The organism is Paucibacter sp. PLA-PC-4, from assembly GCF_026241155.1.
Taxonomy (GTDB): domain Bacteria; phylum Pseudomonadota; class Gammaproteobacteria; order Burkholderiales; family Burkholderiaceae_C; genus Roseateles_E.
In genome coordinates this window covers 14,412-29,502 of record NZ_JAPFGP010000022.1, presented here as the reverse complement: position 1 = coordinate 29,502, position 15,091 = coordinate 14,412, and the positions used below count along the sequence as shown (strand labels likewise).

The 15,091-nt window shown below is 59.9% G+C and carries 15 protein-coding genes; 3 read left to right on the top strand and 12 right to left on the bottom strand.

Translation table 11 applies throughout. The features are described 5' to 3' along the window. Positions 1 to 41 precede the first annotated feature (41 nt). The 3 genes from OOZ63_RS25155 to OOZ63_RS25145 are packed head-to-tail and all read left to right on the top strand — an operon-like array spanning position 42 to position 3,164. The gene (locus OOZ63_RS25155; RefSeq protein WP_266008408.1) at positions 42 to 245 is read left to right on the top strand and encodes a hypothetical protein; all 204 of its coding nucleotides are present in this window, start codon (positions 42 to 44) and stop codon (positions 243 to 245) included. Positions 246 to 277: 32 nt separating this feature from the next. Then, positions 278 to 1,621: a class I SAM-dependent methyltransferase gene (locus tag OOZ63_RS25150; RefSeq protein WP_266008407.1), complete on the top strand. Its 1,344-nt coding sequence runs from the start codon at positions 278 to 280 to the stop codon at positions 1,619 to 1,621. 4 nt (positions 1,622 to 1,625) lie between these two features. Further along, the gene (locus OOZ63_RS25145) at positions 1,626 to 3,164 is read left to right on the top strand and encodes a sulfatase-like hydrolase/transferase (RefSeq protein ID WP_266008406.1); all 1,539 of its coding nucleotides are present in this window, start codon (positions 1,626 to 1,628) and stop codon (positions 3,162 to 3,164) included. Here OOZ63_RS25145 and OOZ63_RS25140 read toward each other — a convergent pair. The 12 genes from OOZ63_RS25140 to OOZ63_RS25095 all read right to left on the bottom strand — a co-directional run bounded on the left by OOZ63_RS25140 (position 3,141) and on the right by OOZ63_RS25095 (position 15,003). Next, the gene (locus tag OOZ63_RS25140; protein WP_266008405.1) at positions 3,141 to 4,358 is read right to left on the bottom strand and encodes a type II secretion system F family protein; all 1,218 of its coding nucleotides are present in this window, start codon (positions 4,356 to 4,358) and stop codon (positions 3,141 to 3,143) included. The genes OOZ63_RS25145 and OOZ63_RS25140 overlap by 24 nt on opposite strands. Further along, on the bottom strand, positions 4,355 to 6,067 hold the full coding sequence (locus OOZ63_RS25135) for a GspE/PulE family protein (RefSeq protein ID WP_266008404.1): 1,713 nt from the start codon (positions 6,065 to 6,067) through the stop codon (positions 4,355 to 4,357). Before OOZ63_RS25135 ends, OOZ63_RS25140 begins: the two co-directional genes overlap by 4 nt. Further along, positions 6,064 to 8,295 (bottom strand): secretin N-terminal domain-containing protein, encoded by a 2,232-nt coding sequence (locus tag OOZ63_RS25130; RefSeq protein WP_266008403.1) that lies wholly within the window; start codon positions 8,293 to 8,295, stop codon positions 6,064 to 6,066. The genes OOZ63_RS25135 and OOZ63_RS25130 overlap by 4 nt, the downstream gene beginning before the upstream one ends. Next, positions 8,288 to 8,734, bottom strand: coding sequence for a hypothetical protein (locus OOZ63_RS25125; protein ID WP_266008402.1), 447 nt, complete (start codon positions 8,732 to 8,734; stop codon positions 8,288 to 8,290). Before OOZ63_RS25125 ends, OOZ63_RS25130 begins: the two co-directional genes overlap by 8 nt. After that, the gene (locus tag OOZ63_RS25120) at positions 8,731 to 9,351 is read right to left on the bottom strand and encodes a hypothetical protein (RefSeq protein ID WP_266008401.1); all 621 of its coding nucleotides are present in this window, start codon (positions 9,349 to 9,351) and stop codon (positions 8,731 to 8,733) included. The genes OOZ63_RS25125 and OOZ63_RS25120 overlap by 4 nt, the downstream gene beginning before the upstream one ends. Then, on the bottom strand, positions 9,348 to 10,385 hold the full coding sequence (locus OOZ63_RS25115) for a hypothetical protein (RefSeq protein ID WP_266008400.1): 1,038 nt from the start codon (positions 10,383 to 10,385) through the stop codon (positions 9,348 to 9,350). Before OOZ63_RS25115 ends, OOZ63_RS25120 begins: the two co-directional genes overlap by 4 nt. Positions 10,386 to 10,461: 76 nt before the next feature. Then, positions 10,462 to 11,445, bottom strand: coding sequence for a general secretion pathway protein GspK (locus OOZ63_RS25110; RefSeq protein WP_266008399.1), 984 nt, complete (start codon positions 11,443 to 11,445; stop codon positions 10,462 to 10,464). A gap of 56 nt (positions 11,446 to 11,501) precedes the next feature. After that, the gene (locus OOZ63_RS25105; RefSeq protein WP_266008398.1) at positions 11,502 to 12,146 is read right to left on the bottom strand and encodes a prepilin-type N-terminal cleavage/methylation domain-containing protein; all 645 of its coding nucleotides are present in this window, start codon (positions 12,144 to 12,146) and stop codon (positions 11,502 to 11,504) included. Continuing rightward, positions 12,136 to 12,579, bottom strand: a complete 444-nt coding sequence (locus OOZ63_RS29320) for a PulJ/GspJ family protein (protein ID WP_416234785.1) — start codon at positions 12,577 to 12,579, stop codon at positions 12,136 to 12,138. The genes OOZ63_RS25105 and OOZ63_RS29320 overlap by 11 nt, the downstream gene beginning before the upstream one ends. Positions 12,580 to 12,584: 5 nt before the next feature. Continuing rightward, complete coding sequence (locus OOZ63_RS29315) at positions 12,585 to 12,974, bottom strand: prepilin-type N-terminal cleavage/methylation domain-containing protein (RefSeq protein ID WP_416234784.1); 390 nt, start codon at positions 12,972 to 12,974, stop codon at positions 12,585 to 12,587. Positions 12,975 to 12,993: 19 nt separating this feature from the next. Next, the gene (gene gspG / locus OOZ63_RS25100; RefSeq protein WP_266008397.1) at positions 12,994 to 13,470 is read right to left on the bottom strand and encodes a type II secretion system major pseudopilin GspG; all 477 of its coding nucleotides are present in this window, start codon (positions 13,468 to 13,470) and stop codon (positions 12,994 to 12,996) included. A gap of 135 nt (positions 13,471 to 13,605) precedes the next feature. After that, positions 13,606 to 15,003 (bottom strand): hypothetical protein, encoded by a 1,398-nt coding sequence (locus OOZ63_RS25095; protein ID WP_266008396.1) that lies wholly within the window; start codon positions 15,001 to 15,003, stop codon positions 13,606 to 13,608. Positions 15,004 to 15,091 lie beyond the last annotated feature (88 nt).

Sequence of the window (15,091 nt, the reverse complement as noted above, 5' to 3'; positions counted from 1 at the left end):
GGCAGGATGCGAGACCATCATTGCCGCCAAGATTCTTTGCCATGTCCATCGTTCGACATCTTTCACTGGTTCTTCTTATGCTCTGGGCCACCTTAAGCCCGGCCTACGCATACATTGATGGCGGTTCCGCACACCTCTTGATCCAGGGCTTGATTGCTGCGGCCGTTGGGGCGCTGTACTACCTGCGCAATCCAAAGGAAATCTGGAACGCCATCAAAAGGCGCTGGAAGCGCGACCGCTCCTGATGAGGGTGAGCTTTCGTGACCCCGCTGGGCACTTGGAAGACAACGGTCAGCGCATTCTTCGCCACGTCCATGCCAGTGCGCGCGCGCAAACCGAGCGTTTACTGGACAGCGATCTCTATCGTCAGCTGACCCAAGAGGGTCTGCTTGTCGGTGCCGTCAGCGTCGAGGTGACACCGGAGGGTGGCCTGCTGCTCGAGCATCCTCGGATTGCTCTGCCCAGCTATCCATTCGAGTGGACGCCCGGCATGCTGGCCGATGCCGCAACGTTGACGCTGGATATTCAACGTCGAGCCTGGGCGCAAGGCTGGACCCTGAAGGATGCAGCCGCCAACAATGTGTTGTTTGACGGTACAAGACCCGTGTTTTGCGACTTGCTCTCATTGCGAAATCGGCAAGCGGACGACGCGCCTGGCTGGCAGGCCTATGGCCAGTTCGTGCGGCACTTCATCCTGCCGCTGCTCGCAGTGACTGAACTGGGGCGCACTCCTAGGGACATTTTCCTCGCGCACCGAGACGGGTTGCGAGCCGCGGAGATTTCACCGTTCATCCCGTGGTACTCGCAGATGAATCTGGCTATGTGGCTGCATGTGAGGCTGCCTGCTCGGCTGGAGCGCCGCCGGATCAGCAAAGCCCTCCGCCCCACCGCGACCCACACATCACCAAGCAACGCCAGCGATGGAACTCCCTGGCTGCTGAACAATCTACAAGGCTTTGTCGCGCGACTGAATGGCCGCAGTCATCAACTCAGCGCGTGGAGCGCCTATACCGGCAATCGAGACCACTACGCGGACGCAGAGCTTGAAGCCAAGCGCACTGCCGTTGCCAGCATTGTGAGCGAGGGCCGCTACGCTTCGGTATTGGACGTGGGCGCCAACAGCGGAGAGTTCTCTCAGCTTGCTGCGCAGCACGGTGCTCGCCAGATCGTTGCGTTGGACGACGACCTCAACGCATTGAATGCACTGTATCGCCATAGCCGCACGTCAGGGCACCCCATCCAATGCCTTCACGCCAATATGGCCCGACCCACACCGGCCACCGGTTGGCAACTGGCCGAGACACTTCCCCTTCCAGAGCGCTTCGCGCAGCGCTTCGACCTGGTGCTCATGTTGGCCGTCGTCCATCATTTGGTCGTTACCGAGCGTTTGCCGCTGCCACAACTGTTCATCGTTTTGTCGAACTACTGCAGCGATACGCTGCTGATCGAATTCGTGCCACGCGACGACCCTCGATTCATCGAGATCGCCGGACCCAATATCGCCTTGTATGACCATTGGGACCTGAACTATTTCCTGGCGTCGGCTCAGCCCTGGTTCGAGCTGCAGCAGGAAATTGTTATTTCCACTCAACGTCGCCTGTTGCGCCTGCGGCGGCGGTGACACGATGACTCACTGGCCCTCTCCCAGCGCCCAGGCGCTCCGTTACGCGCTGCTAAGCCTGGCTGCACTTGCCGCCATCGCACTCAGCGAAACAATTCTTCAAAGCCCCAGTTCGCTGTATGTCGCGTTCCAACCCGCGGCATTCGTCCGCGAGGGCTGGGCACTTCTGTGCATCGTTTCCGGCATGGCCTTGGCGGGAGCTTGTCTGGACCAGCAGCGACGGCCACCTTGGCTGGCCGCTGCAACGCGCGGACTGCTGCTTTTGTTGCTGTTCGTCGGCCTGTTTCAGATCTTCAGGCGTTCGCTGGCCTCGACACTTGTCCTGAACACCTTGCTCAAGGCGGGCCTTCTTGGATTTTGCTTCGTGGCGGCCATCGCAGCCGTTTGGCGTCTCAAGCCGATGACACAGTGGCGACTCGCTTCGGCCTGTGGCGTCACGGTGCTTGTCATCTTCGCACTACAACCCGGCATGCCGGGTTACCTGTTGAACATCCTGCGGCCACAGCCTGCAGCAGCAATGATCAGCGCGACACCTCCCGAGGGCACGCCACGCCGCACAGTCGTACTCATTCTCGACGAATGGGATTTTGAGGTCTCGACGAAAGAGCAACTCTTTGAATCCGAGCCGATGCGCGAACTGCTGGCTCAGAGCTTTTTTGCCGAGCGCGCCATGCCAGCCGGACCGAGCACTCTCAGCTCCATACCTGGCATGCTCACCGGCCAGCGATTCGGAAAAGTCGACAGCGGCGGCTCTGGCTTCTTGCTCAACGAGCGGGGAGAGCGGTTCGATGCCTCAACGCCGATGCTCTTCACGGACTTGGCATCCACGGGACGATCGCATGCAGTGGTCGGCTTCTATCACGACTACTGTGCCGTGGTTCGTACGGCGCGCGCCTGTCATGCCGAGCCCGTGCAGTTCTTCCCGGGCTGGTGGTCATCACTGTCACGTGCATTCAAGCGCCAACAAGAGTTCGACTCACCCTATTCGGACTTCCTGCAGCAATGGAGCGGCACTTACCAGAAGTTGAGTGAGCATGCCGTCCACGAAGTGGCGGACCGACGCAACAGCATGGTCTGGCTGCACCTGAACGTTCCGCATCCCCCTGTCGCCGCCGCCGGCGCCGTGCCGCGTTCGCTGGCTGAGGACTACCGGGCAAACCTACAACAGATGCAGTCCCTGATTGCGGAGCTGCGAGCTACCCTGGAACGAGCCGGAGGTGACAGCGCCTTGGTGCTCACGTCAGACCACTGGTTGCGCGAGAAGGAACTTTGGGCCGGTGTCTACGAGCGCCAGCGCGGCCCTGGCAGCGGTAGCGCCGGGAAGAGCGACGACCAGCATGTCCCCTTCATTGTCTGGTTCAGCGGCGCCAAAGCACAAGGGATGAGCGGCGCTCCTGCCTTGAGTACGACGGCGCTTCGCGAGCTGGTGCCTGCCCTGATGGAACGCCGGATCAACAGCCCCGCTGGTGTCGCGGAGTTCTTCGCCGGGCGCAAGGATCTCGTCGAGCCGTTCAGGAGTTCAAACGGCGCCAGTGTTCATTGATGTGATGGCCATCATCACTGACACCATCAAGACACCAATCACGGCCCCGATCAGCAAGATGGCCACGGGCTCGATCAGGGCCATAGCCTGCTTCTGACGTTGGCGCGCGGCCTCGGTCTGCATGCTGCCCAACGACAGCAGCATCGCATCCAGCGTGCCAGAGCGCTCGCCCACCTTGATCAGGTTAAGTCGGGCAGGCGGTATCCAGCTCGAGTGCCGAAAGCACTCGTAGAGGCTGCGCCCATGCTCCAGCTCGCGGGCCGCGGAGGTGATCAGCCGCGCAAAGTCGCGCAGACCGGCTGCACCATGGGACAGCCTCAATGCCTCCAGCAACGGGACACGGTTGCGCAGCATCGTCCCCATCAAAGTCGCCCAGCGCCCAACCTCGGCATCGCGCAGCCATGGCCCCAGCACCGGTGCCTGAGCTAAGCGGTCCATCAGTGTTTGTCGAAGGCCTGGGCGGGACAGTGCCACAACGACCCCCATGACCAAGGCCGCAGCCACCAAACCAAGCACCAGCAGATTCGCCTTCATCGCGACAGCAGTCTCGATCACCCACATGGAAAACTCAGGCACATTGGCGCGCGAGCCTTTCAGCAGCGGCGCAAAGCGCGGAATCACGCCAATGAAAATAATCAGCACAGCCGCCGTACCAGCAGACACGAGTACGGCCGGATAGATCAGGGCATTGCGCAGCTCCTGCGTGATGCGCAGACTTTGCTCCATTTGCTCAGCCGCGTCATTCAGGGCGCTCGCGATCTGGCCGCTTGCTTCACCCACACGCACCAGCGTCAGCAAATGATCGGGCAAGACAAGGCCGCTATCCAGCACCGCCGCATGCAAGCTCTGACCGGCCCGCACCGAGGTCAATGCCCGAGACAAAGCTGCGCCGAGCGCCGAACCAACGTGGCCAGCTGCCAATGATGACAAAGCCTCCTCCAGGGCGACACCAGCTTTCAGCAGCGTGCCGAGCTCACGCAGCGCCACCACTTTGTCGGCCGCCGTGATGCTGCGCCGACCACGCACCGCAGGTGCGGGCAAAGCCGAACTCTCATCGAGGGTTTGCAACTCCAGCGGGCGCAATCCCTGGCGCATAAGCTCGCGCGCCGCCTGAGCCTGATCGCGCGCCTCCAGTTGTCCGCTGACCTCGCGGCCAGCAGCGTCCTGCGCACGATATTTGTAGCTGGCGTTCATTCGGCAGGATCGTCCTGGGCGCTGGCGGCGCGCAGCACCTCGTCCAGTGTACTTAGACCCCGAGCCGACTTGATCAGCCCGTCATCAACCATAGAGCGTCGGCCATCAGCATTGGCAAGCTGCGTCAGTCGGTCAATGCCAGCACTTTGCGCAATCTCATGCTGAAGAGACGGGGTCACCGTCACCAGTTCATAGATGCCAACTCGCCCTCGGAAGCCCGTGCCTGAACATGCAGGGCAACCCTTGGCTTGCAGCCACCCTGGCCGAGCAGGCACATCGGCCGAAGCCAGCAGTCTGGGCCTCAGGCGCGCCCAGCGCTCGTCAAGCGGCCCGCGGTCGGAATGGGCCACCGCACAGTTGGGACACAGCCGGCGCACCAGCCGCTGGGCCATCACTGCACGCAGCGCTGCCGCAACCAAATAGGGCTCAATGCCCATATCGACCAATCGGTTGACCGCGGACAGCGCATCATTGGTATGCAAGGTCGCCAACACAAGATGCCCTGTGAGGGCTGCCTGCATAGCGATCTCAGCGGTTTCTCGATCGCGGATTTCACCAACCATGATGACGTCGGGATCGTGACGCAGGATAGAGCGCAGCGCACGCGCGAACGTGTAGCCGATATCCGACTGGGTTTGTATCTGCACTACGCCCGGCAAGCGCAACTCGACCGGATCCTCCACCGTGATCAGCTTGCGATTGCCATCATTGATATGCGAGAGCGCGCTATAGAGCGTCGTACTCTTGCCGGACCCGGTCGGGCCGGTCACCAGCACCAGTCCATTGGGCCATTGCAGCCACTCCTGGAACTGGGCCATATGATCGGGCTCCATGCCGATGCGGTGCAGACCCACATCACCACGCTCTTTGGGCAACAAGCGCAGCACGAGCGATTCACCGTAAACAGCCGGAATCGACGAGATACGGATGTCGACCTCACGCCCAGCCACCCGCGTCGAGATGCGACCATCCTGCGGCAGCCGCCGCTCGGCGATGTCGAGACCGCCGATCAACTTGATGCGCGATGCAATGGCAGGGTAGCGGTCCATTGGCATGCTACTGCGGGTGTGCAGCACACCATCGATCCGAAAACGCAGCACACATTCGCGCTCGCCGGGCTCAACATGAATATCCGATGCGCGGGCTTCAAGCGCTTGAGCCATGGTGTTGTTGACGAAGGCCACCACGGGAGCGTCCTCAGCCAGCTCTCGCAGGGTGCGTGCATCCAGCCCGCCCCCCAAAGCGTTGAAATCGATACGAAGGCGCTGGGCCCAGGTCTCCGCATCGTTGGGCAAGATCAGGTGCCAACGCAGGCTACTTGCCAGCGGCTCGTCCTCCAGCGCCTCGCGCACGTCGATATCCAAGGGATCTGCACTGGCTACCAGCAGGTCACCGGCTTCTTGCCAAAGAAGCACCTGCCGATCGAGCCACCACGACATCGGCAGCCGCATCGATGACATTGCAGCGCGCAACGCACCCTCATCGAGTTGCTCAGTGTTCAGCAAAGGATAAGACAGTTGCTCGGCGAGCGCAGCGTACAGCGTTTGGGTCGAAATCGCACCGAGCCGTACCAGCACCTCACCGATGCGGCCACCTTGGCGTTCCTGCACCAACAGGGCATTCTCAATCTCAGTGGGCTTGACCAAGCCCTTGGCCTGCAGCAGTTCGCCAATCAAGTGAGCGTTCATGGGCAGCACATCTGCAATCACTTACCCGGCTGCGAAGCCCCGCTTGCCGGCACCGGCGCGGGTACGGTTGCGGGCACCAACGAATCGGCAGGTGTCGGCTTACCCTGCCTTGTTGCATCCTGGAGTTGCTGGACGTCAAGCGTAGCAGGGCGGGCCGTCTGTGCCCAAGGCCCCAACATCTTACGAAACGCATCGGTCATCGACTCGGCATCGTGACTGTCGTTGAGGATGTAGGGCGTGATCAGGATGACCAATTCACGACGGTTGCCGGTCACGGTCTGTGTGCTGAACAACGCACCCAATCCGGGGATGTCTTTCAGCAATGGAATCCCGGCACTCCCCTGAGTGTTGTCGTTAGAAATCAAGCCGCCCATCAACACCGTAGCACCATTCTTTAGCGTCAGCTTGGTCTCGAGCTTGCGGGTGCTGAAGGTCGGTGAATTGTTCACCCCTGTGTTTGTTGATGCTGCAGCGCTCACCTCTTGCTGCACTTCCAGATCCACCTGATCACCGGAGTGAATCACCGGCTTCACCTTGAGGATCACGCCGGTATTGCGATACTGAATGGTCTGTAACACGGCCGACTGATTTGGAAGGGTCACCGAGCCCGTGGTGGTCTGCTGGCTGGTAATTATTGGAACTTCCTGACCCACCTGAATCGTCGCTGTTTCACCATTGCGCGCTTGAACACGCGGACTGGAAAGTATGGTCGCCTGGTTGTTAGAAGCTAGGGCGTTCAGTACCGCCCGCACCTGCCCGACGGTGTCAAATACTCGAAAGGTTGCCCCTCCCGACCCGATCGACAAACCACCTGTAGTTCCGCCAATGATCTGAGCACCGTTACTCATGGCATGAGTTGCAAGCCATTCGACACCCAACTGGCTGCTATCGATCAAAGAAAGCTCTGCCACAGTAACCTCGATCAGGGCCGCTTTGGCCGGGCGATCGAGTGTCTGGAGCAGCGCACTAATCTGCGAGTACTCATCCGCATCGGCTTGGAAGATGAGCATGTTGGAGGACTGATCCACAACCACCGATGTCAGTCGACTACTCGTGCTGGAAGAAGCACTGCCTGCTGCAGGTGTAGTGGTCGTTGGACGGGCACGGCTGCCTGTCAGCAACTGCTCCAGTGTCTTTGCAAGATCAGCCGCGTCTTTGTGCTTGACCTGATAAGTGAAGTAGTTCTTCCCAATGCCGCGCTCGTTGGGCTTGTCTAGCGTGCGAGCCCAGTTGGTGACATGCTGGAGAACCTCGTCGCTGGCAGCGAAGACGAATACCTGATTGACAGCCGAAACTGGCATCAGCACGACGGGATATCGAATTCCACCCTGCTGCCCCAACTGCCCCAAAGGGGCCACTGCATAACCTTGCGCAGTGAGCACCTCGTTGAGTCGGCGTGCGAGATCATCAGCTGACCAGTAGGCTGGCGACAGTGAAATGCTCTTTCGCCCACTCATGAGAGGCTGGTCGAGAATGCGCAAAGCCTCCAGCGCCGCCTTCATGTTGTCCGGCGTGCCACTCAACAGCAGTGCATTGCGCCCGATATCTTCTTGAATGGTCAGGCGCGTGCCGAACAGCGTCTTCAACCAATTGGCTACATCGGTTTGCCGCACTACCTGCAACTCCACCAGATAGAAGACGGGCCGCAGCGGAAGGGGGGTATCTGGCGATGCCTCACCACGACGTAGCTCGGGAAGATTCCCCAACTGAGCATTGTCAGGCAGCACACGGAGCAATCCACCAACATCGACAACGGCTATGCCGTAGCTCTTCAGCAGCAACTTGATTGCGTTGTCCAACTGCTCAGGCGCTTGCGTAGCGCCGGTCCGAAAGGTCACCAACTCCTTTCTCGAGAGGACTGCAGGATCAATGTTGAGATTGCGCTTCAGTATCTCGGCGTAAACGATCTGGATGAACACCGGCAAGGGGACTTGCTGCAGGTTGATCGTGGCAACTTCGCCTTGCATAGCAGCAGTAGTTGCACGGAGTTGTGCATCCTGCGCGGCGAGATCTTTGGACAGGTTTGAAGGCTTGGCTACAGGCGGCTGCGGCAACGTGCCGATCTTCAACTCCCTGCTCCCGGAACCATCACTTCCGCCGTCCACACTGCTCTGGGACGTGTTAGGCAAAGGAAGACTTGGCGGAATGATGGGCGCCAGCGGTGCACACGCCGCGAGCAAGCCTGCGCTTAACAGCACATTCAGGGTGTGGGGGCGCAATGGTGAACGCTCAGACAGATTTTCATTCACGACGTTCAACTCCAAAGCGATAAAGCTTCTTTTCAATTCGTATACACACTTGATTTCCGTCAACGGCCTCAATGACATGGCCGCTGGGCAATTTTTCACCGACGCTGAGTCGTTGCGGCGCCTTGCGTTCATCTTCGAACAGAACCAGCACTCCCCCGACCTTGCCTGACCCATAGACCCCCGCCAAACGCCACCGCTGGTTCTCGATCGGAGCTTCCTGCGCGGCTTTGAGCTCCGGTCCCCAGAGGTTGGAAGTAGCCACTCTCAACGCCAACGAACTGGCATCGCTTTGGGTCGGCAGTGCGGCCAACTCCCAGCGATCGGTACGCGCGTTGATCAGAGCCGGGGCCGGCTCGGTCTGCGGGTTAGAGAACCAACCAATCAAGACAGCGGCCAGCAGCAAGAAAATCCATTGCCCGCGTTGCAAGGGCCTCATCATGGTTTGCGCTCCTCGCTACGGTACAGCACGCGAACCTCCAGTTCTGCGCGCCCCGGCTGCATCACTGGACGTAATCGCAGACTCTCGACGAGCATCACTTTGGGTGAGCGCCCCAATTCTGAGAGCAAGCCCATCATCCCAATCCGGTTGAAGTCCACAACCAAGCGTGCACGCAGAGGTAGGCCCTCCACAGCCAACGCAGGATCCCCTCCAGATGTTGAACTGACACTCAGCTCGCGTATGGGTAACCCAGCCTTCTCTGACCAAGTCCGCAATGTATCCTGGAGGGCGGCCTCAGCCAGCCCCTGGCTAGCTGCGGGCCACATCATGGCCCTGGCCGCCTCAAGGTGCTTGCTGGCATCGTCCGCTCTTTGCGGCCACTCCTTGGCTGACTGCACAGGCTTGAGCCGTTGGACTTCAGCCAACGCTTCGTCTGCTTCGGCTCGCCAAATCTGCGCTTGGTCCTGAAGCAGCAAAAGAGACCAAACCCACAAAGTGATGCAGATGAAAAACAGCCCCCACCGAAGGCGAGCGTTGGCTCGCAGCTGACCCTGCAACTGCCGCAGCCCATGGCTCAAGCCACTGCGTTCAGAGGCGCCGTCGATGATCGCGCTCATGACTTTCCTGACGGCTTGGGAGCTATCAGCTGCGGTCGTTCAGGCAGCAACGGCGGGGCGCCTCCATCGGCCGCACCACGAGTCAACCCTGCGTCGTTGCTGCTTCGACCAGGTGCCTGAGCCCCTGAGAGTTTCATCTCGAAACTCACCCAGCTGCGATTTCCGCCATCCTTGACTTCGCTCACCTGGGTGAACCACCCACCAGACTCCAATTCATTGACCACTCTGGCTCTCGTTACATCGGCAGGAAGTTCCAAGGCCACCCGCAGTGATAGCTGTGCCAAGTCGAACTCCTTCAGGGTGACGCCCTTGGGAAGTAATCTCGCCAGTTGATCCATTACATCAAGCGGCAAAGGCGCCGTCATTTGCCGGATCAGTGCAGCGCTTTGATCAGCTGCGGCCAAAGCCTTCTCCCGAGCCATCAGCAGTGGCGAGGCCTCCTCCTTGATCGCATTCAGAGCGTTCCGCGCGTCATGACTTGATTGGCGTGAGTCCCAGCCATCGTGAGCGACCGACGCGGTGATTGCGACGAGCACAACGGCCACTGCACCCATCAGAAGGCGCTCATTGCCTTGGGCGACATCAGCCCACTGGTCCGCTCGCCGTACAGGACGCGAGGGCTTCAACCAACTGAGGCGCTCTAGGCTCGGCACGAATTCAGACAGCGCACTGCCGTCCATCGCGCCCAAGCGACTCTGGCGCACAAAGGTCTGCCAATCGGAGGCCTCCGGGATCTGCGCCCACCAGCGACTGGCCATAAGCACGCCATCGCGCCAGGCTTGTCCCTCATATCCCACCAGGCACTCAACGAGGCGCAGACCTTCAGTACCGAACTGATGGAGTAGCGTCTCCGGCCACAAGTCTGATGGGACGGGCTCCTCGCGATCGATTGCCTCACGCTCAAGCGCGAAAACCTGTGCATGGTCGCCCACCATATCGACCAAGAAGACGCTGTCCGGAAAAGGCTGCCACGCGGCAAGTTGAGCCTGCAGTGCACCCTGCCGGTCTGCCGCAGGCACACCGACCAAGCTCACGCAGCGATACCGTAGCATGGCGCGGGCCACCAGCCATGGGGCATGGCCGCGCGACTTTTCGGACCGACTCAGACCTTCACGGCGTAGGTTGGGCAGGCGATCTGGGTCCAGCGACGGTCGAGCTTGGGACCGGAAATTTCGCAACAGGGCTTGCAACGGCAGAAGTGGCATGGGCTGGGTCAAGACGGTCTGTCTGGCGAATCTCTCGGATCAGCCAAGGCGCGGCGGCCCCCGTCGGAAGAATCAAAAGATTGTACTCAAGCGCTTGCGGCAACCCAGAAGCCCAAACTTGCAAGCGCAAAACGTTGCTGCCATGAAAAAGAAGCTGGTCGCCAACGAAGGGGATCCCCGTGGCCGCTGTAGCCGACGCTGCATCGACAAATGGCGAGTTCTTTCGCAGAGTCTCAAACAGGCCCCACTGCTCCAAAGAAACTTTTGGCCAGATGCTCTTCAGCAACTCGAGCGGCGCCGTGTTTGGATTGAACAACTTATCACGTCTCACCCCCACCCAAGGGAGCAACTTCGAACGCAAAGCTGGCTCCGACTGCCAGATCGGCATACGGCCCAACTCGTCAACGGACAACAGCCAGTCATTGCGCGGCGGCGGCAGCCCAAGCGCCGAATAGTCCTGAGCTTCTGCACCATTGAGCCTGCGCAGGCTGTCGCTATCCGCATAGTCCTCGAGCACATCCATCAAGGAGCTGAGCTGATCTGCTCGAGCGCCTAGACTGATTAGCACATTGCCCAAGCCGTCGCGGTCCAAGGTATTCAGCGATAGTAATCCCCGCTCATCCTGCACACGGACGATCGCGCCCTCCTCGGTTCGAAGACGACGACCATCTAAGGCTAGCGGCTGCTCGTCAACAAAGCCGGCAGAAGCATGCCCGATTGGACGAGTGCTCAGCCAGTACAAGGCTTGGGCACGCGCACTATTGGCCACTAGTCGCGCGTCGGCATAGGCCTGCAAAGTCTGGGCTTGTTCCCGCAATCCATCGATCCGTAGTGCGAAGCGGGCCGCGACAAGAGCAACAACAGTCAATGCAACCGTGACAAAAAGCAATACGTAGCCACCCTCACCGGGGCGACTGCGCCGAGACGCCCATGAGCGGGGCGCATTCAAGGCAGCTTCTCCAGATCGATACGCCCACCCAAAGGCTGTGCCGAGGCAGAAGGCCGTGCCACTACCAACCAGCCCCCCCCTGCCCCTGGGTCTAGAGCAATGAGTCGAGGCAGCGCTTGGGTCTGTACACCCATGGCTGGGGGCCACTGAGGCTGCCACTCGCCCGCGGCGTCCATATAGCGCCAAGCACCGCGCTGACCAGCCCAATCGATCAACACCACCGACTCCACACCATCGGCACCAACCGCCAATCGAACCTCGCTGCGTCCATTCTGATCATTGAAATGAATGAACATACGCAGGCGCGTTGGCCCCACGCTGTCGGCCAATGGCACCAGCGAACTGATACCCGACAGCTGACGTTGGTCACCACGAAAACGATCAGGCGTCTCCTGGAGGCCTGGCATCAGCCCTTCAAGACATTGCTGAACCCATATTCGGCGCAGTGTTTCCATCTGGCCCACAAGTTGTTGCCCTTGGAGCAGCACCTCGATACGAGCAACTTGGAAGAGGCCTTGCGACATCAACGCAGCAACGATTGAGACCAGCACCAGTGTCACCAAGGTCTCAAGCAATGTGAACCCAAGCACGCTGGCGCGAGCCTGTGCACGACCGCATGCACCACCAAGACTATGGCTCATCAGGACGTCTCGACTGGGTTGCTGGAGCCAAGAGTTCAAGGCCTGGCTGCAGGTACGCGAATTGATTGCGTATGGTCCCATCCAGATTTGTAGCCACCACCTGAACTCGGTACAAGCCCACACGCCAGCGCGGAGACTGGGTCGCTCTGGTTGGCTGACTCGGCCTCATTGGACTCACCATCTGTGATTGCCAGCTCAGCTTCACGCCCCCCAGAGTGCGCTCACCACTGGGCTCAACGAAGGGATTCAAGTCAGCTAGCAGATTCTCTGCCAATAGCTGCTGCTCAACTTCGGCCTGACGTACCTTGAGTCGAGACGCCATTTGTAAGCTCTGGTTCAACCAGGTGAACAGCGCAGCGCCGCTCGCAGCCAAGATGGTCAGCGCAACCAACGCTTCAAGCAAGCCGAAACCAGAAGCACGCCGAACCTGCATACTCCTCAAGGCAGCACACGCCCGCTGACTGGCTCAATCCGCCACCGCTCTGCTCGAGACGAGCCCTTTCCACGGAAGCTCAGACTGCCACCGGAGGCAACCCCCACGGCGCTGTACCGCAAGGGGCGATCCAAGGTCAGCTCAATATCTGCGGGCAAGTCAGGCTGCAGTTGGCGCAGTGCCGACTCATCCAGCTCCAAGGCTTCCCCTCGTTGAAATGCGCGGACGGGCAGGCCTTGGAGTGTCACGCGCAGGTCATCGCGCCACCCGCGCTCCTGCACAGCAGCAATCCATCGGACGGCGGAAGGCAGAGCGAATCCGATACTTAGTGCAGCAATCGTGAGCACTACGAGCAGCTCAAGAAGCGTAAAGCCGCCAGCAATCTTCGGGGGCATTGCTAGCCTCATGTTCATCTTATTGAGCCAACGGCAGCACGCCCAGATCAGAGGCATCGCCTGTGCCACCGCGCTTGCCGTCGGCACCCAGGGAGTAAAGAGCAAACGGCTGGCTGTCCGCACCTGGCACAGCGTACTGATAGGGATGAGCCCAGGGATCATCCGGCAAAGCGCCATCAAGATAAGGACCGCGCCAGCGAGAGGCCAAGGCCGGATCTGCAGGCGCTTTACCCAACAAGGCCAATCCCTCCTCTGCCGTGGGGTAGCGACCAATATCCAGCCGCAGACTCTCCACGGCACCGCGCAGCATCTTGACCTGTGTGTTCGCAGCGGTGATCTTGGATTGATCAACTTTTGAAAACAAGCGAGGGCCAACCAGGCCGGCCAAAAGCCCAATGATGACGAGCACCACAAGCATTTCCAGCAAAGTGAAGCCCAGGCCACGCTTGGGACGGTCCAAAGGACGGAACTGGCACAAGTTTCGAGTCAATTGCATTGTGTTTTGGCGAGGTCTACGGCATATGCCGCCGGACACATTGTAGGCAAGCTCAGCAAGTATCGAGATGCGGCCGGTTAGCCAATGAAAAAGGGCGCCTTGCGGCGCCCTTTCAAACCTCACACCTTACGGTGATCAGTTCGTACCCGGACGGAGCAGCGGGTAGGAGATCAGCGAGTCGGTAGCACCGGTCGTCTGGTTGTAGTTCATCACGTTGTACACGCCAGAGATCGACGAGCTCGGAGCAACCACGTCCAGCTTGACAGCCAGGCGGGTAACACCAGTGCTCAGCGACGGGCAGATGTCCTTCGTATTGATGAACAGCTGCTTGCCGGCCTTCAGCGTGAACGAAGTCGTGCCAGCTGCGCAGCTGATGCCATCTTCAGTGATGACAGAAGCAGACACAGCAGCATCAACACCGTAGGTGCTGGTCAGAACCACGCGCGACAGGTAGTCAGGGTGGATCGTAGCGAACGGAGCCTGCAGGGTCGTGCCATCGTGCAGGATGGTGCCCAGGGTCGTGCTCGCCGTGTCGGCCGTGGTGGAAGCACCAGCAGCAGTCACGTCGTACACAACCGAAGCGACTTGCTCAGGCACGGCGGTGTCGCCGGTCACGGTGTAGCACACGTTGCCCAGCACTGCAGCAGCGCCGGTAGTGATGCTAGCGGTCGTGGTGTTGCCAGTAGCGAACGTAGCCGCCGTTGCCGAGGTGGCGCAGTTGTCGTCGCCATCCAGGAACACGGAACCCTTGGCACCGAAGTCACCAGTCACAACCAGCTTGGTGCCAGCTGCAATCAGGTCTGCATTGGCCACTGCAACACCAGCGGCCGTGAATGCCGTGCCAACAGTGTTGTCAACCTTGCCCAGCTTTGCCGTCTTGGCCAGAGGAGCAGAGTTCGTGCCAGTAGTCGTGAATTCCTTGAAAGCCTTCTCGACCGAAGCGACTTGCGTGCCCGGAGTCACGACGAAGCTCAGTGCCTTGCCGAACTTGGCGATAGTTTCGCTGTAACCAGCCAGCTTGACATTGGCATCGTTAGCAACAGCCTGACCAGCCGTTTCGAACATGGCGTAGGTCAGGGCAACCGGCGAAGCGGTGCTAGTGACCTTGACACCAATCGTGTTCAGAGCCAGCGACAGTGCGTCGCCTTGGTCATAGTTGACGTCCGCAGTCACTTGGAAAATGACATACGAGTCAGCCGTGGTGCCGCCGGCAACAACGGCCACATCCGGCGTGTACGACGTACCAGCAGCAGCAACGCCGGCATCCAGACGCGCGGGCGTCACGGCAGTGTTCCACTTGGCGTTGGTCAGGTCAAAACGCACATAACGCGTTGCGGCAGCCGAAACACCAAAACCCAGCTTGCTCGTCGTAGCCAAGTTGGCATCCGACAGGTTGTCGCCGCTGGCAACCAACTCAGTGGCGTAGGTACGCGCATCAGCAGTCGTATCCGACAGCGTAATAGCAGCGAACGCACTACCTCCAACCAGCGCACCGATCGCCAGAGCGGTCGCCTTAAACACAAATTTTTTCATTCGGTGAACTCCACAAGGGTTATGGATAAAAACTCAATGATTCGCGAATCACACGTACCAAATTGCACGCCCGAGGATTCTAGGGCAA